Consider the following 16,560-nt stretch of genomic DNA (forward strand, 5'->3'; position numbering starts at 1 on the left):
AAATCCTTGGTGGATAATATTGGTGTATCACTAACAACTAAATTAGAGGTTCTAATAATGAAGACTCTGGAAGTGTATCTTGATTTTCTTAGATATATAAATCAGTGCAACACAACAAGCTGGCCAGGGTTGGAATAAGTAAGTTGTAGCTAGAGGTCCAACACATGAATCTACAAGAAATGGAGCAGAACTCCGCAAAAGCCGTCGTGTTGCTCAAAGCGATGGCAAACGAGAGACGCCTACAAATCCTTTGTATGCTGCATAACCAAGAGCTGTCCGTGGGAGAGCTGTGTGCAAAGTTAGAGCTAAGCCAGTCGGCATTATCTCAGCATCTTGCTTGGCTTCGCCGTGATGAGTTAGTCACGACAAGGAAAGAAGCACAAACGGTGTACTACACATTAAAGAGTGATGAAGTGAAAGCGTTAATAAAAACACTGCATAGTCTTTATTGTGCTGAGAGTGCTCAACATTAATTAAATAGTCCTAATATACTGCTCATCTTAGAGTGTGAATCTAACTTGTTGGAATATTTGAGAGTGGCGTTAAACTTTTGATGATAGGGTACTACTCATCGATCAATTTGCTTTGTTCTCAAGTGTTTTATTAGTGCTTTCTAGTATGAGCGTTATATGGGTAATGAATAAGCTGATGTCTTTAAATGGGACATTCAGAAAAAGAAAAGCTGGCATTGCCAGCTTTTTTTATTAAGAAAATTTTGTAGATATAAAAAAACCGACACAAGGTCGGTTTTTTCTTCACTGTAAAATCAGGACTCTATTAAAGAGCTTTGATTTGTGCAGCGAAACGAGACTTATGGCGAGCTGCTTTATTCTTGTGAATAAGGCCTTTAGTTGCCATGCGGTCTAGGATAGGTGTAACTACAGCGAATGCAGCAGTTGCAGCTTCTTTGTCGCCTGCTTCGATAGCAGCAACAGTTTTCTTCATGTAAGTACGCATCATTGAGCGACGGCTAGCATTGTGCTGACGACGTTTCTCAGCTTGGATAGCGCGCTTCTTAGCAGATTTACTATTTGCCAAGGGTCTAACTCCCAAAAACTTAGTTCTGTGACAATTTAAGGGCGAGGAATATCCCTCATTTGCGCTTAAATGTCAAATGATTTGTGCAAAAACCGATCTAAGCCAAAACAAATTTTGGTAAGAGAGGTTATCGCGGTTAAGATGGCGGGGATTCTAACAGCATTTTTATACCAATGCTAATAATTATCCGCGAAAGGCACACTTATTCCTTACAACCCGCGGATAGATTTTTGACGTCTATTTACAGCACCTGTCAGAGAAACAGTATAGGGTTAGCTGTCTTATGGTGATATTCCGAGGTTACAGTGAGTAAACGACTACTCAAGTCTGGCATGATCGTCAGTGCTATGACATTTATTTCCCGCGTTCTTGGCCTAGTTCGTGATGTTGTAGTGGCAAATTTAATGGGGGCAGGAGCAAGCGCAGACGTCTTTTTCTTCGCCAATAAAATTCCTAATTTTTTACGACGTTTGTTTGCTGAAGGTGCTTTTTCCCAAGCGTTTGTACCTGTTTTAACGGAAAGCCATGCTCAAGGCGACATGAATAAAACTCGGGAGCTCATTGCTCGTGCGGCGGGTACATTAGGGGTGATAGTCTCAATTGTTACCATCTTAGGTGTTCTAGGTTCCGGAGTGGTGACTGCACTGTTTGGTTTTGGTTGGTTCCTAGACTGGATGCATGGTGGTCCCGCGGCTGAGAAGTTCGAACTTGCTAGCGTGATGCTCAAGATTACCTTTCCTTATTTATGGTTCATCACTTTTGTTGCCCTATCGGGAGCCATTCTCAATACACTAGGTAAGTTTGCGGTTTCTTCGTTTACTCCTGTCTTCCTCAATGTGATGATCATTTTGGCAGCATGGTTTATCTCGCCGCAGATGCCACAGCCAGAGATTGGTCTTGCCATCGGTGTTTTCCTTGGTGGTTTGGTTCAGTTCTTATTTCAAATCCCTTTCCTTATTAAAGCGGGGGTTATGGTTAAGCCGAAATGGGGCTGGCGCGATCCGGGCGTGGTGAAGATCCGAACCTTAATGATTCCTGCTTTGTTCGGTGTGTCGGTAAGCCAAATCAACTTGTTGTTTGATACTTTTATTGCCAGCTTTCTGCAAACCGGTTCGATCAGTTGGTTGTACTATTCAGATCGCTTGTTGGAATTCCCGTTAGGTCTGTTTGGTATTGCTATTGCAACGGTGATTTTACCAGCATTATCACGCAAACATGTTGACGCACAAAATGAAGGATTCGCACAAACCATGGACTGGGGGGTGCGCATGGTGATCTTACTTGGCCTTCCTGCAATGCTTGGTTTGATGGTACTGGCAAAACCTATGTTGATGGTGTTATTCATGCGAGGTGAGTTTTCGCCACAAGACGTACATCAAGCATCATTGTCACTCTTTGCTTACGCTTCAGGCTTGTTGAACTTTATGCTGATTAAAGTGCTCGCTCCGGGTTATTACTCGCGTCAAGACACTAAAACGCCAGTGAAATACGGCATCATTGCGATGGTGACCAACATGGTATTTAATGCAATTTTTGCGTACTTCTATGGCTACGTTGGCTTGGCTATCGCGACGGCACTATCGGCATTTGTGAATATGGCACTGCTGTATCGTGGCCTGCACATCGCAGAGGTATACCAAATCACTAAGCGAACCGTCTTCTTTATTATACGTTTAGCTATTGCTGGCGCGGCGATGGTGGCGGCAATCTTATGGCAACTGGAAGATATGTCAGTATGGCTGGGCTGGAGCTTTGCTCACCGAAGCGCGGTGCTAGGGATGTTGATCGGTTTAGGAGCCGTAGTTTACCTAGTGGTTCTATTTTTAACTGGTGCGCGTTTAAAAGACCTAAAAGCTGGGACAGACTGAGGGTGATTAGTATATAATCCGTCAGTTTCACACAGTGTAAAGTAAAACAGAGGCAGAAAGCAGTATCCAATGGAACTGATTAGAGGCATTCACAATATCAACCCGCGACATCATGGTTGTGTGCTGACTATTGGCAATTTCGATGGTGTCCATAAAGGCCATCAACAAGTATTGCAGCAAGTGTCTGAGCAAGCGGACAGGCTATCCTTGCCTTCTGTTGTGATGACCTTTGAACCTCAGCCGATGGAGCTGTTTGCCAAAGACAAGGCACCTGCAAGGTTGACTCGATTACGCGATAAGTTCGTGCAATTGAGTAAGCTCGATATTGACCGCTTACTGTGTGTCAATTTCAATCGCCATTTTGCAAATTTAACCGCGGAAGAGTTTATCCGTGACTTGTTGGTCGAGCGTTTGGGTGTTAAGTTTCTTGTCGTTGGTGATGATTTCTGCTTTGGCAAAGGCCGTACAGGTAACTTTGCAATGCTGCAGGAAGCAGGGGAAAAATACGGCTTTGATGTCGTAAGTACCCAGAGCTTTTGTTTACAACAATTACGTGTCAGCAGTACGGCTATCCGTCAAGCGCTGGCGCGTGACGATTTGCATTCCGCGCAACAGATGCTGGGAAGAAACTACAGCATCAGCGGTCGTGTTTCTCATGGAAGAAAGCTAGGTCGAACCATTGGGTTCCCTACTGCAAATATTCCTTTGAAACGCTGTGTTTCTCCGGTTTCCGGAGTCTATGTTGTTCAAGCGCTTGGCTTAGGAAATAAGCCAGTTGGTGGTGTTGCTAATATTGGTCAAAGACCAACCGTCAATGGTGTTCGCCAACAGTTAGAAGTGCACTTATTCGACTTTCATGCCAATTTATATGGCAAGCAACTAGAAGTGGAACTTTTGCATAAACTTCGAGATGAGCAAAAGTTTGAGTCGTTTGAAGCACTTAAACAACAAATCGAATTGGATGCTGAAGCAGCAAGGGTGTGGCTGCGTCAGCTTAAGCGTTGAGCGGTTTATTCCACCGTTCAACATAATGTCTAATTTTCGCCCAATATAACGGAATTAAGAATCGATGAGTGAGTATAAAGATACCCTGAACTTACCTGAAACAGGGTTTCCAATGCGCGGCAACCTGGCCAATCGTGAGCCAGAAATGCTTAAGCGTTGGTACAAAGAAGATCTTTACGGTGAAATCCGTAAAGCTAAGAAAGGCAAAAAGTCATTCGTATTGCACGATGGCCCTCCTTACGCAAATGGTGACATTCATATTGGTCACGCACTAAACAAGATTCTTAAAGACATTATTATTAAATCCAAAACACTTTCAGGTTTTGACGCACCTTACATCCCAGGCTGGGACTGCCACGGTCTACCAATCGAATTAATGGTAGAGAAGAAAGTAGGTAAGCCAGGCCAAAAAGTGACAGCAGCGGAATTCCGCGAGAAATGTCGTGAATACGCAGCAGGTCAGGTTGAAGGTCAGAAAGAGAGCTTCAAACGCCTTGGTATCATGGGTGAGTGGGACAAGCCATACCGCACTATGGATTTCGCAACTGAAGCGAACATTATTCGTGCTCTTGGTAAGATCGCAAGCAATGGTCACCTGCTAAAAGGTTTCAAACCTGTTCACTGGTGTACAGACTGTGGTTCTGCTCTTGCTGAAGCGGAAGTAGAATACAAAGATAAAGTATCGCCATCTATCGACGTTCGTTTTAAAGCGGCTGACGAAGCGGCACTGCTATCTAAATTTGAACTGACAGAAGGTCATGAAGGTCACGGTGACGTATCTATCGTTATCTGGACAACAACACCTTGGACACTGCCTGCAAACCGCGCAGTATGTCTACGTGATGATCTAGAGTACGTGCTTATCCAAACAGAAGGCGACAACGCTGAGCGTATCATCGTTGCTGCTGAGCTAGCGAAAGACGTAATGGACCGTGCGGGTATCGAGCACTTCCACAACCTTGGCTTTGCTAAAGGTGCGGACCTAGAGCTTTCTCAATTCCAACACCCATTCTACGATTTCACTGTACCGGCGATCCTTGGTGATCACGTTACGACTGATTCAGGTACTGGTGTTGTTCACACTGCTCCTGGTCACGGTCAAGAAGACTTCGCGGTTGGTAACAAGTACAACCTAGAAGTAGCAAACCCAGTTGGCTCAAACGGTGTTTACCTACCAGATACAGAGCTATTTGCTGGTCAGCACGTATTTAAAGCGAACGATGCAGTAGTAGAAGTACTAAAAGAAAAAGGTGCACTACTACACCACCACGCTTACGAGCACAGCTACCCACACTGTTGGCGTCATAAGACTCCAATCATCTTCCGTGCTACACCTCAATGGTTCGTTTCTATGGACCAAGCTGGCCTACGTGCTAAAGCATTAGAGTCAATCAAGAATGTAGAGTGGATGCCTGAGTGGGGTCAAAGCCGCATCGAAGGTATGATCGAAGGTCGCCCTGAGTGGTGTATCTCTCGTCAACGTACTTGGGGTGTGCCAATTGCTCTGTTTGTTCATAAAGAAACAGCAGAACTTCATCCAAACACGCTAGAGCTGATCGAGAAAGTCGCGAAGCTGGTTGAAGAGAAAGGCATTCAAGCATGGTGGGATGTAGATGCCGCTGAACTACTAGGTGCTGACGCTGACCAATACGAAAAAGTGCTAGATACGCTAGACGTATGGTTCGATTCAGGTGTCACTCACTTCTCTGTTGTTGATGCTCGTGAAGAGTACAACGGCAACAGTGCAGACCTATACCTAGAAGGTTCTGACCAACACCGCGGTTGGTTCCAGTCTTCTCTAATTTCATCTATCGCGATGAAAGATGAAGCGCCTTACAAACAAGTACTGACACACGGTTTCGTGGTTGATGGTCACGGTCGTAAGATGTCGAAATCTATCGGTAACGTGGTTGCGCCAAAAGACGTAACTAACAAGCTAGGTGCTGACATTCTTCGTCTATGGGTTGCTTCAACAGACTACACTGGTGAAGTTGCGGTTTCTGATGAAATCCTAAAACGTAGCGCAGATGCGTACCGTCGTATCCGTAACACAGCGCGTTTCTTCCTAGCTAATCTGAGCGGCTTCAACCCTGAAACAGACATCGTTCCTGTTGAAGAGATGGTTGCGCTAGATCGCTGGGCGGTTGGTCGTGCACTAGCAGCACAAGAAGAGATCGTTAAAGCATACGAAGAGTACAACACACACGGTGTGACTCAGCGTCTAATGCAATTCTGTTCGATCGAAATGGGCTCTTTCTACCTAGACGTAATTAAAGACCGTCAGTACACAGCAAAACGTGGCGGCAACGCTCAACGTAGCTGTCAGACTGCGCTTTACTACATTGTTGAAGCGCTTGTTCGTTGGATGGCTCCTATCATGTCGTTCACTGCAGATGAAATATGGAACGAAATGCCAGGCGAGCGCGACAAGTTCGTATTCACTGGTGAGTGGTTTGACGGTCTATTCGGTCTTGCTGAAGGTGAAGAGCTGAACAACGAATTCTGGACTGAGATCCAAGCGGTTCGTGGTGCGGTTAACAAACTTCTAGAAGATGCGCGTAAAGAGAAAACCATTGGTGGTGCACTACAAGCTGAAGTGACTCTATTTGCTGATGACGCACTAGCGGCGAAGATCAACAAACTTGAAGATGAACTGCGCTTTGTTCTACTAACCTCTGCGGCGAAAGTTAAGCCTCTAGGTGAGAAGACGGATGCAGCACAAGCCACAGATATCGAAGGCTTGTTTGTTGAAGTAGCAGCAGCTGAAGGCGAGAAGTGTGATCGTTGTTGGCACCACACGCCAGACGTAGGCACAATTGAAGGTCACGAGAAAATCTGTGGTCGTTGTGTGTCTAACGTAGACGGCGAAGGTGAAGTACGTAAATTCGCGTAATTGCCTAGAACGACTGAACTTTTTTTAAAATTAACAGCCCCAGTATTTACTGGGGCTGTTTGTAGGTAAAGTAATGAGTGAAAAAGCACTGACGTTAAAGCAATCTGGAGTTCGCTGGCTGTGGTTAGCAATTCTGGTATTTATTGCAGATATTGGCATCAAATTGGTGGTGATGGACAACATGGGCTACGGATGGGCAAACCGAATTGAGGTGTTGCCATTCTTCAACCTACTTTACGTTCATAACTACGGTGCCGCTTTCAGCTTCTTGAGCGATCAAGCTGGTTGGCAGCGTTGGTTATTTACAGGTATCGCGTTTGTTGTGACGGGTCTTTTGACCTACTGGATGAGCAAGCTTCCAGCAAAAGAAAAATGGAACAACATTGCTTATGCACTGATTATTGGTGGTGCAGTGGGCAACGTGTTTGACCGCGTCGTTCATGGCTTTGTTGTTGATTACCTAGACTTCTTCTGGGGTAACTACCACTGGCCAGCATTCAACCTTGCTGACATGGCGATCTGTATTGGTGCGGCAATGATTATTCTGGATGGCTTCCGTAAAAAAGACGCTAACAAGTAACCTTTTGCGATATATCGAATAACCCTAAGCGTCGTCCGTTGATTCGAGCGACGCTTTTTATTATGTTGGAGCGCCAATCAGCATATCAATGTATAAAAAGACCAAGCTGACAGCGTAATAACCCAAGAACAAGGAAGCATTAACGTGACAACAATAACCAATGAATCGGTAGTAACCCTTCACTTTACGATTAAAATGAAAGACGGCTCGGTTGCAGATAGTACTCATAACATGGGTAAACCAGCGAAGTTTGTTATGGGTGATGGCAGCTTGAGTGAAAACTTTGAGCAATGCTTGATCGGCCTCGAAACAGGCGCACAAAAAGCGATTGAGCTAAAGGCAGAAGACGCGTTTGGTATGCCAAACCCTGATCATATTCACTATATGGATCGCACTAAATTTGTAGGTGATGCAGAAGTGGAAGTTGGTACAATCATGGCCTTCAGTGGCCCTGATGGCATGGAAATCCCGGGCATTATTACAGAGATTGCAGGCGATTCAGTCACTGTGGACTTCAACCATCCTCTAGCGGGACAAGACGTGACTTTCGAAGTTGAAATTTTGTCAGTAGAATAGCGAACCCAATAAAGATAATTTCCATGAGCAATGAAATGAAAATCCTATTAGCTAACCCACGCGGCTTTTGTGCTGGTGTAGACCGTGCGATTAGCATCGTAGAGCGTGCGCTAGAGATGTATCAGCCACCGATTTATGTGCGTCATGAAGTGGTGCATAACCGTTTTGTGGTTGAAGGGCTAAAACAACGTGGTGCTATCTTCGTTGAAGAGCTGCATGAAGTGCCAGACAACAACATTGTGATTTTTTCTGCTCATGGTGTATCGCAGGCGGTTCGTCAGGAAGCCAAGCTGCGTGATTTGACCGTATTTGACGCAACGTGTCCTTTAGTAACTAAGGTGCATATGGAAGTGGCGCGTGCGAGCCGTCGTAATATGGAAGTGGTTCTGATTGGTCACGCAGGTCACCCTGAAGTCGAAGGTACGATGGGGCAATACGCCAGTGAAACCGGTGGTATGTACTTGGTTGAAACTCCAGCCGATGTTGAGAAACTGAAGGCGATTGTGAAAGATCCATCCGATCTTCATTACGTAAGCCAAACGACGCTTTCTGTCGATGAAACTGCCGATGTTATCGAAGAGCTACGCCGCGTGTTCCCAGATATCCAAGGTCCACGTAAAGACGATATCTGTTATGCGACACAAAACCGCCAAGATGCCGTACGTGAATTAGCTGGTGACGTAGATGTGATGGTTGTGGTGGGTTCTAAAAACTCATCAAACTCTACACGTCTTAAAGAGCTAGCTGAAAAGCTAGGGACACCTGGCTACTTAACCGACTGTCCGGAAGATATCAAACCTGAGTGGTTTGAAGGCAAAACAAAGGTCGGCGTGACTGCGGGAGCATCTGCTCCGGAAGAGCTCGTTAATCAGATTCTAGAGCGAATCAAAGAACTCGTTGGTGCCGAAGCGGTTGATGAAGTACTTGGCCGTGAAGAGAATATGTTCTTTGAAGTACCTAAAGAACTGCAAATCAAGCAAGTGGATTAGTCTCCATTTATCGAATATTCAAAAGGCGACCTTGTGGGTCGCCTTTTTTACATCTCTCTTAACTCATTTAGGTAATCACGAATTTGGTCTTTTCCTAAACCATCGATAATCATATCAGACATCTTCGTGATTCTTCGCTCAAGCGATTGAGCAACCTTTTCGCAATGTGCGTACATGTCTTCATCAGAACCATCGGTCGGAAAAGCATCAACTTGCCAGTTTACTCGAACACCACCTGCAAGCCACTGAGGAGCGGTTTCTTGATGTAAAGAATCACAGAGAATAATAACGATGTCGGGAAGAAACTGAGTTCGCTCCTCCCATGAATGTGTGTGGATATGCGGAATGGGGAGTTGGTGGTCATCTAAATATTTTTGCACCACTGGGTGCACCTTGCCTGTGGGATGTGAGCCTCCACTGGTGACACTAAAATCTGCTGACAGGATATTGGTTGCGATTGACTCCGCGAGGACGCTTCGTCCAGCGTTGTGCTTACATATGAATAAAACTTTATACATCATCGCCTCGTCTTTTCAGAGCGTCCTATTTATACGCTAGCGGAAACTCAGCGATGATGTGTGAAGTTTTTGTGTTAGTGGCTAATGCCGAGCATCTCTTTGAGCACCTTTAAGTAGCGGCGGCTTACTGGTATCTCAAAGCCTGTTTTGGTGATGATTTCCGCTAACCCATTTTCCAGTAACTTGATTTCGCTAATCGCTTTAATACTGACTAAGTATTGACGATGGCAGCGGACTAGAGGGGTTTTCTCTTCCAACGTTTTTAATGTCAGTTGGGTGCTCGCGGTTTGGCTGGTGGAGCGTACATGCACGCCGCTGATATCACTGTAAGCACATTCCACCGTGTCGGTGGCCATGATAACGATGCGGTTGTGTCCGATGCACGGTATCTGATCCAACGTGTCAGGTGTAATAGCAGACAGTTGTTGCGTTAGGGCGGATTGGCTAATGACTTTATTTAGCCGTTTGACCGTTTTAGTTAACCGGCATGGGTCGACAGGTTTGAGCAAGTAATCAAAGGCATTGTCTTCAAATGCTTGAATCGCATACTGATCATAAGCCGTGACAAAAACCACATAAGGCATGGTTTCTGGATCAAGCATCCCAAGTAGTTCAATCCCCGTGACTTGAGGCATTTGGATATCGAGAAACACCACATCAGGCTTAAGTTCATTGATTTTTTTTAGGCCAAGGATTGCATTTGAGGCATCGCCCACGACCTCAACTTGGCCTGTTTCATCCAGTAACTCTGCTAGCTCTTCACGAGCAAACTGTTCATCATCAATGACGAGTGCGGTTAACATCCAACATTACCTTTATTGCTTCAGCGTGCTTTTATGATTTTGGGGGAATGATAAAGCTCATTTTAGTAAATTGATGTGGCTCGCACGTAATTTTTAGCGCTGCATCACGTCCAAATTGATTAGTGAGACGTTTGTCGACAATTTCTAAACCTAGCCCTGAGTGGTTTTCTTTTGGCGGTTCAAAACTGCCTGCGTTGTCTTCGACGGTAATCAAGTGACCTTGTGGGTGTGCTTCGCTGTATATATGAACTTTACCACCTTCAAGCATGTTTGAAATGCCATGCTTAATGGCATTCTCAACCAAAGGCTGGAGTGTAAAGCTTGGTAATTTGATGTCCAGCAATTCAGGTTGAATATCGATTTCAACCTCTAAGCGGTCCGTAAAACGCGCTTTTTCGATGCTCAAGTACGAGTTCACATGTGCAAGCTCTTCCTTTAGCGTCACGGTATTAATGTTCTGCTTTAAATTGCTGCGGAAGAAGTGCGATAAATTTTGGATTAGCTCGCGCGCTTTGTCAGGGTCACGACGAGTAATCGCACTAATAGTATTGAGTGCATTAAACAAAAAGTGTGGATTCACCTGAGCGTGAAGCAATTTTATTTCTGCTTGGGCGAGTAAGGCTTGTTGTTGTTGGTAATCGCCATAAAGGATTTGGCTAGATAGAAGCTGGGCTATTCCTTCCGCCATCGACATGTTGGCCGTCGAGAACAATTTACGCTTCGGTTCATACAGCTTTATGGTACCAATGACCTCTTTCCCTGCACGCAGTGGGATGATCAGCGCAGATCCGAGCTTGCAATCTTTTGCAATGGAGCATTGGTATGGACGCTCCGCACCATCAAGATAAATGATGTCGTTTTTCTCCATGGAGTCTAATGTGCTTTGCGATGAAATCGGCGTGTTTGGTTTATGGTGATCATCGCCAATGCCCACAAACGCTAAGATTTTTTCTTGGTCAGTAATCGCGACAGCGCCCACTTTGGTTTCTTCGTAAATAATACGCGCGATTTTCTCTGCGTTTTCGGTGTTGAAGCCGTTGCTTAGAATTCCCACTGAGCGATCTGCAATGGTGAGCGCTCGACGCGAAAACGTCGCAGAAAACTTTTCAAAGATTGCTTTTCTGTCTTGCAGGATACTCATGAACAACGCCGCACCAAATGAATTCGCGATGATCATAGGCGCTGCAATAGCGGACACCAGTTCATAGGCTTGATCAAAAGGTTTCGCGACGGCGAGCAGCAAAATCATTTGCACCACTTCTGCAACAAACGTAACGCTGAATACGACGCTTGGATTAAACAGCAATGCGCCTTTATTTCGCTTGATAAGGTAAACGTGGAGCAAGCCACCAATTACGCCCTCGGCGGTGGTTGAAATTGCACAGGCTAGGTCGGTAAAACCACCAAGAGAGTATCGATGGATGCCACCAGTAAATCCGACGGCGAAACCTACAACAGGTCCACCAAACAGCCCGCCCATAACTGCGCCGATCGCACGAGTATTGGCAATAGCATCGTTGATGTGCAGACCGAAATAGGTGCCGAGAATACAAAAGCCAGAGAAGAGTACGTAACAAATTAGGCGGTGGCTTAAGCGCGAAGAAATACTCAGCAAAGGTAAGATGATTGGCGTTTTACTTAGCATGTAAGCCAAAACTAAGTACACACACATCTGTTGTAAAAGGGAGATGACCAGTTCCATAGTGAACCTAACCTAGAATCAATGTTGTTATTGTATACCTAAGTAACCTCAAGATGCTTGGCTCAGATAGATAAGAACAGCTAAGTAAATGATGCTGTGCTTTCTGAGTCTTAAAGTGACTTGGGTATAAAACAAAAAGAGCCTGCAATTGGCAGGCTCCTATCTTAGTCACTCAGATGTGACGAGTATTACGCTGTTTCTGATACGGCTTGTGGTTTCTCTTCGTCAGCCAGTTCAGTTTCACCTTTACCCTTAGAGGTTTTGATAACGTAACCTGTCACAGCTAGGGCAAACACAATACCTACGATAGTTGATAGTTGCATTGGCAGACCAAAACCTAGCGAGCTGTTGTTTAAGATGAACGTGACACATACCGTGGTCATGAAGATAGCTGGGATAGTGGTAATCCAGTGCAGCTTGTTGTGACGCAGTAGGTAAGCGGACGCAGTCCAAAGCATCATTACCGCTGTTGTTTGGTTTGCAAAACCGAAGTAGCGCCAGATAATGCCGAAGTCTACTTGAGTTAAGATACCGCCGATAACGAACAGTGGAAGTGCCATCAGTAGACGGTTACGTAGCGTTTTTTGTTCCATGTTGAAGTATTCAGCAAGGATCAAGCGGCTTGAACGGAACGCTGTATCGCCAGACGTAATTGGTAGGATAACCACACCCAGGAACGCAAGGATACCACCGAACACACCTAGCAGACCAAATGATGCGCTGTATACCACGTTACCAGGACCACCGTTTTTCACAGCTTCGGATAGAGCGTCTAGAGAGCCGAAGAAAGACAGAGCGATAGCACACCAAATTAGCGCGATAACACCTTCACCAATCATTGCACCGTAGAATACGAAGCGACCGTTTTTCTCATTTTCCATACAACGCGCCATCAGTGGAGACTGAGTTGCGTGGAAGCCAGAGATAGCGCCACATGCGATAGTGATGAACAATGCAGGCCATAACGGCATGTCATTTGGGTTGAGGTTAGAGAACATGTCCGAAACTTGGAAGTCACCCATTACTGTGTGTTCGCTAGAGAAAGCAACGGCTGTCATTAGGCCAACAGACATAAAGATAAGTAGGGCGCCAAACAGTGGGTAGAAACGACCAATGATTTTATCGACGGGAACAATCGTCGCAATGATGTAGTAAGCAAAGATAGCAATAACCATTGTAGTCATGCTTACGCTCAAGCTTGTTTGATCATTGATGAGGTTAGTAATCATGCCAGCAGGGGCTGAAACGAACACTACGCCAACTAGAAGTAATAGGACAATGGCAAAAATATTCATAAAGTGTTTTGCGCCATTACCTAGGTAGCGACCTGTAATGGTAGGTACAGATGCACCGCCGTTACGCACTGAAAGCATGCCTGAGAAGTAATCGTGTACTGCACCAGCAAAAATACAACCGACTACAATCCAAAGCATCGCCGCAGGACCGTATAGTGCCCCCATGATCGGGCCAAAAATTGGACCAACACCTGCGATGTTAAGTAGTTGAACTAGGTAAACTTTCTTTGTTGACATTGGAACGAAGTCAACACCGTCCGATTTGGTGTGAGCTGGCGTTTGGCGTTTTTCATTGATGCCGAAAATCTTCTCGACGAAAGCGCCGTAGATGAAGTATCCGCCGATTAGGGCTGCGACACAGGTTAGAAACCACATCATAGCAATTGTCCTTGGTCTTAGTTGGGTAGGGTAATTTTTTAATCTCAGGATGCATGTTATGCGTCACTTGTGTTAAATGCATTCGGTTAGTAGATGAGTGGTCGAATAGAGCACTGAGTGGTCGATATGCTGCTTGAGCGGTTTTTAAAAATGGCGAAAGGTTGATGACAGTCTTGAGCGGCTGATTTGAGTCATCAGTGGTTAAATCTGCAAGCTCAGCGGCAAGCGCCAATAATTAGTGGTAAGCTTATTTTTGAAAACAATTACTTAAGGAAGAACCATGAAAAAGGTAACGGTAGGTCTGGCACTGGCTTTACTTGCAGGATGCACAGCAACGACAGCAGATCTTGCCAAGTCGGGAGATTGGCATCAGATCGGATATCAAGATGGCATAACCGGACACACATCGCGCACGATGAGCGAGCTTCGTGAGTTGGGTAGTGTTAAGCAAAATGACTACGACCAAGGTTATTTAGAAGGTTTACGTGAGTACTGTAATCCTGCTTTTGCGTATCAAATGGGGTTATCTGGTCAGTATTACGAAGGGGTTTGTGAAGGTACTGAGCAAGCGCAAAAATTCCGCATGGAATGGCAACGTGGTTGGAATGAATACTCAAATTAATAGTCAATAAAGCCGTTGTTACACTGTCTGCATCACATAAATGTGGCAAAATCTTCCTTATTAAACTATGTTCATATTGCTTGATAGTGAGCACAGCAAAAAAAGGAATCACATTATGTCAACGCAAATGGCTGGTGGCTGGAGTCCATTTCATGAACTCACAGCAGAGAATAAAGAAGTATTTGCTAAAGGTATCGAGGGGTTTGTCGGTGTCAAATACTCCCCTTTGGTTGTGGCTACTCAAGTCGTAGCCGGACAAAACTATGCGTTTTTCTGTAATGCAGAAGTTGTCTACCCTGGAGCACAACCATACCCAGCAATGGTTCATATGTTCAGTGACCTTGAAGGTAAAGTCGGTATTACTCACATTGAACGATTGAACTACTAAATTAAGCCATAAAAGGCGCCTGACTTTTAAATAAGTGAGGCGCTTTATTGATTAAGATTGATTAGTTTGCGCGATCACGACTTTTCTTAAATATCCTTGCTTGGCGTTCAGTTGCTCAGTCGCGCTTTCTCTATCCAGCCCGGTTAAAATCATCAAAATCGCTAACTTGGCGTCGTAGTCCGTTTCTTTGAGCGCCGTTTTAGCCTCTTGGTTAGTACAATCTGTTGCTTGCATAACAATACGAGCCGCTCTTGCAACTAGCTTTGCATTCGTCGCTTTCACATCTACCATTAAGTTCTGATAACTTTTGCCCAGGCGAATCATGCTTGCGGTAGTGAGCATGTTTAGTACGAGTTTTTGTGCCGTCCCTGATTTTAAGCGAGTGGATCCCGTTAACGCTTCAGGTCCAACAACGGGGCTAATCGCAATATCAGCAATATCTGCAATCGGAGAGTCAGGGTTACAAGATAGTGCTACAGTGGTGGCACCAAGCTCGTTCGCATACTCTAAGCCACCAATCACGTAAGGTGTTCGTCCACTTGCCGCAATACCAACGACGACATCGCGTTGTGTTAGCGTATTCTCTTTAAGATCTTGCTCGCCTAATGTAGGGTCGTCCTCCGCCCCTTCTTTTGCACGGAACATTGCCTCTTTTCCACCGGCAATAATACCAACGACCATCTCTGGATCTGTGCCAAAAGTTGGTGGGCATTCTGAAGCGTCCAAAACGCCAAGTCGACCACTGGTACCCGCACCGATGTAAAACAACCGACCTCCGACCTTAAATGCTTCCGTGATCTTATCAACGGCTTCAGCGATCTCAGGCAATACTTTTTCAACGGCAAGAGGAACGAGTTTGTCCTGTTGGTTGATGCGTTGAACAATATCGAGAGAAGGCAGCAAGTCGATGTCCATGGTGTCTGGATTTCGCCCTTCAGATACCAGATGGGATAAAGCTGCGATAAGTGCATCGTTCGTCATAATGAATTAAGCCTTTTTGTTTAGGATCTATTGCCCTTAATTTTTTGAATAGAGTACACCCAGTGAAGCGAGACGACTTGCCCCCGTAACTTCCGGTAAGTTGCTAGGGAGGCCGTGAATATGGCGCTGCGCAAGCCAAGCAAACGCCATTGCTTCCATGTAATCGCCATCAACACCTTTTTCTGCCGTTGTCGCAACGCTCCATTGTGGCAATAACTTGGCCAGTCGTTGCATCAAAAGCGGGTTTCTTGCTCCACCGCCACAGACCAATAGTTGAGGTGTGATGCCATGAGAAAACTTGTCGACTTCGTTGGCAATGGTAATTGCAGAATACTCGCAAAGTGTACGTTGTACGTCTTCGATTGGTAAATTGTGATGGGCCAGTTGTAGATGCAGCCAGTCAATATTGAACAGTTCTCGCCCGGTACTTTTAGGGGCAGGCATGGCGAGGTAAGCTTCTTTGAGTAATTGAGTCAACAAAGTAGCGTTTACCGTTCCTTTAAGTGCAAATTGTGCATCTTCGTCGAAGCTTTGCCCAGTATGCAGCGCACACCATGCGTCCATCAACATATTGCCCGGGCCTGTGTCATAGCCAATGACTGGTTGTTCTGGATGCAGTACCGAGATATTGGCAATGCCTCCAATGTTAAGTACCACAGTTGTGGAATCCTGCATCGCAAAAATGCTTTTATGGAAAGCAGGGACGAGTGGGGCACCTTGTCCACCTAGCGCCATGTCTTTACGACGAAAATCCGCTACCGTATCAATGCCTGTCTTGACCGCGATAATGTTGGCATCGCCCAATTGAGTGGTAAACGGCAAGTTTCCGGTAGGCTGATGGAACACTGTTTGACCGTGATTACCAATCGCACGAATTTGCTCTGCGACGTAACCAGACTTATTGAGCAGCTGTAACACGGCATC

At 45.4% G+C, this 16,560-nt stretch carries 16 protein-coding genes; 9 read left to right on the forward strand and 7 right to left on the reverse strand.

The annotated features are described in order from the left end of the window. The first annotated feature begins 164 nt into the window (after positions 1-164). The gene (locus R7Q38_RS16960; RefSeq protein ID WP_005381940.1) at positions 165-473 is read left to right on the forward strand and encodes an ArsR/SmtB family transcription factor; all 309 of its coding nucleotides are present in this window, start codon (positions 165-167) and stop codon (positions 471-473) included. Between the two features lie 304 nt (positions 474-777). Here the strand turns inward: R7Q38_RS16960 and rpsT are convergent, their stop codons facing one another. Then, on the reverse strand, positions 778-1,038 hold the full coding sequence (gene rpsT, locus R7Q38_RS16965; protein ID WP_005381938.1) for a 30S ribosomal protein S20: 261 nt from the start codon (positions 1,036-1,038) through the stop codon (positions 778-780). Between the two features lie 305 nt (positions 1,039-1,343). Here rpsT and murJ point away from each other — a divergent pair, with 305 nt between their 5' ends. From murJ to ispH, 6 genes are all read left to right on the forward strand, one after another. Then, entirely contained in the window at positions 1,344-2,906 is a 1,563-nt protein-coding gene (gene murJ / locus R7Q38_RS16970) for a murein biosynthesis integral membrane protein MurJ (protein WP_025998736.1), read from the forward strand. Between the two features lie 69 nt (positions 2,907-2,975). After that, positions 2,976-3,911 (forward strand): bifunctional riboflavin kinase/FAD synthetase, encoded by a 936-nt coding sequence (ribF, locus tag R7Q38_RS16975; RefSeq protein WP_017636167.1) that lies wholly within the window; start codon positions 2,976-2,978, stop codon positions 3,909-3,911. A gap of 64 nt (positions 3,912-3,975) precedes the next feature. Then, entirely contained in the window at positions 3,976-6,804 is a 2,829-nt protein-coding gene (ileS, locus tag R7Q38_RS16980; protein ID WP_169628311.1) for an isoleucine--tRNA ligase, read from the forward strand. 73 nt (positions 6,805-6,877) lie between these two features. After that, positions 6,878-7,384 carry a signal peptidase II gene (lspA, locus tag R7Q38_RS16985; protein WP_005381924.1) on the forward strand — a complete coding sequence of 169 codons (507 nt, stop codon included), beginning with the start codon at positions 6,878-6,880 and terminating at the stop codon, positions 7,382-7,384. A gap of 144 nt (positions 7,385-7,528) precedes the next feature. After that, positions 7,529-7,960 (forward strand): FKBP-type peptidyl-prolyl cis-trans isomerase, encoded by a 432-nt coding sequence (gene fkpB, locus R7Q38_RS16990; RefSeq protein WP_005381922.1) that lies wholly within the window; start codon positions 7,529-7,531, stop codon positions 7,958-7,960. 23 nt (positions 7,961-7,983) lie between these two features. After that, a complete protein-coding gene (gene ispH, locus R7Q38_RS16995) occupies positions 7,984-8,949 on the forward strand; it encodes a 4-hydroxy-3-methylbut-2-enyl diphosphate reductase (protein WP_017636164.1) in 966 nt (321 codons plus the stop codon). Between the two features lie 47 nt (positions 8,950-8,996). Here the strand turns inward: ispH and R7Q38_RS17000 are convergent, their stop codons facing one another. The 4 genes from R7Q38_RS17000 to R7Q38_RS17015 all read right to left on the reverse strand — a co-directional run bounded on the left by R7Q38_RS17000 (position 8,997) and on the right by R7Q38_RS17015 (position 13,645). Continuing rightward, positions 8,997-9,470, reverse strand: a complete 474-nt coding sequence (locus tag R7Q38_RS17000; RefSeq protein WP_064368997.1) for a low molecular weight phosphatase family protein — start codon at positions 9,468-9,470, stop codon at positions 8,997-8,999. A gap of 71 nt (positions 9,471-9,541) precedes the next feature. Continuing rightward, a complete protein-coding gene (gene btsR / locus R7Q38_RS17005; protein ID WP_005381917.1) occupies positions 9,542-10,270 on the reverse strand; it encodes a two-component system response regulator BtsR in 729 nt (242 codons plus the stop codon). A gap of 31 nt (positions 10,271-10,301) precedes the next feature. Next, entirely contained in the window at positions 10,302-11,972 is a 1,671-nt protein-coding gene (locus R7Q38_RS17010) for a sensor histidine kinase (RefSeq protein WP_005381915.1), read from the reverse strand. Positions 11,973-12,160: 188 nt separating this feature from the next. Further along, entirely contained in the window at positions 12,161-13,645 is a 1,485-nt protein-coding gene (locus R7Q38_RS17015; protein WP_005381914.1) for a carbon starvation protein A, read from the reverse strand. Between the two features lie 280 nt (positions 13,646-13,925). On the opposite strand from R7Q38_RS17015, the gene R7Q38_RS17020 reads away from it, so the two are divergent. Both R7Q38_RS17020 and R7Q38_RS17025 read left to right on the forward strand, forming a co-directional pair. After that, a complete protein-coding gene (locus R7Q38_RS17020) occupies positions 13,926-14,267 on the forward strand; it encodes a DUF2799 domain-containing protein (RefSeq protein ID WP_064368998.1) in 342 nt (113 codons plus the stop codon). Between the two features lie 115 nt (positions 14,268-14,382). Continuing rightward, complete coding sequence (locus R7Q38_RS17025) at positions 14,383-14,655, forward strand: hypothetical protein (RefSeq protein WP_005381911.1); 273 nt, start codon at positions 14,383-14,385, stop codon at positions 14,653-14,655. 51 nt (positions 14,656-14,706) lie between these two features. Here the strand turns inward: R7Q38_RS17025 and murQ are convergent, their stop codons facing one another. Then, positions 14,707-15,636 carry an N-acetylmuramic acid 6-phosphate etherase gene (murQ, locus tag R7Q38_RS17030; protein ID WP_005381910.1) on the reverse strand — a complete coding sequence of 310 codons (930 nt, stop codon included), beginning with the start codon at positions 15,634-15,636 and terminating at the stop codon, positions 14,707-14,709. A gap of 36 nt (positions 15,637-15,672) precedes the next feature. After that, positions 15,673-16,560 (reverse strand): anhydro-N-acetylmuramic acid kinase (locus tag R7Q38_RS17035; RefSeq protein WP_318114299.1); only part of this gene is annotated, 888 nt, incomplete at its 5' end.

The organism is Vibrio sp. Vb0598 (genome assembly GCF_033338935.1).
Taxonomy (GTDB): Bacteria; Pseudomonadota; Gammaproteobacteria; order Enterobacterales; family Vibrionaceae; genus Vibrio; species Vibrio alginolyticus.

Coding starts and splice junctions, on each gene's coding strand:
- R7Q38_RS17015 (WP_005381914.1), bottom strand. CDS start 13,645: ATGATGTGGTTTCTAACCTGTGTCGCAGCCCTAATCGGCGGATACTTC.
- ispH (WP_017636164.1), top strand. CDS start 7,984: ATGAGCAATGAAATGAAAATCCTATTAGCTAACCCACGCGGCTTTTGT.
- ribF (WP_017636167.1), top strand. CDS start 2,976: ATGGAACTGATTAGAGGCATTCACAATATCAACCCGCGACATCATGGT.
- R7Q38_RS17020 (WP_064368998.1), top strand. CDS start 13,926: ATGAAAAAGGTAACGGTAGGTCTGGCACTGGCTTTACTTGCAGGATGC.
- btsR (WP_005381917.1), bottom strand. CDS start 10,270: ATGTTAACCGCACTCGTCATTGATGATGAACAGTTTGCTCGTGAAGAG.
- murQ (WP_005381910.1), bottom strand. CDS start 15,636: ATGACGAACGATGCACTTATCGCAGCTTTATCCCATCTGGTATCTGAA.
- lspA (WP_005381924.1), top strand. CDS start 6,878: ATGAGTGAAAAAGCACTGACGTTAAAGCAATCTGGAGTTCGCTGGCTG.
- R7Q38_RS17025 (WP_005381911.1), top strand. CDS start 14,383: ATGTCAACGCAAATGGCTGGTGGCTGGAGTCCATTTCATGAACTCACA.
- R7Q38_RS17010 (WP_005381915.1), bottom strand. CDS start 11,972: ATGGAACTGGTCATCTCCCTTTTACAACAGATGTGTGTGTACTTAGTT.
- R7Q38_RS16960 (WP_005381940.1), top strand. CDS start 165: ATGAATCTACAAGAAATGGAGCAGAACTCCGCAAAAGCCGTCGTGTTG.
- R7Q38_RS17000 (WP_064368997.1), bottom strand. CDS start 9,470: ATGATGTATAAAGTTTTATTCATATGTAAGCACAACGCTGGACGAAGC.
- ileS (WP_169628311.1), top strand. CDS start 3,976: ATGAGTGAGTATAAAGATACCCTGAACTTACCTGAAACAGGGTTTCCA.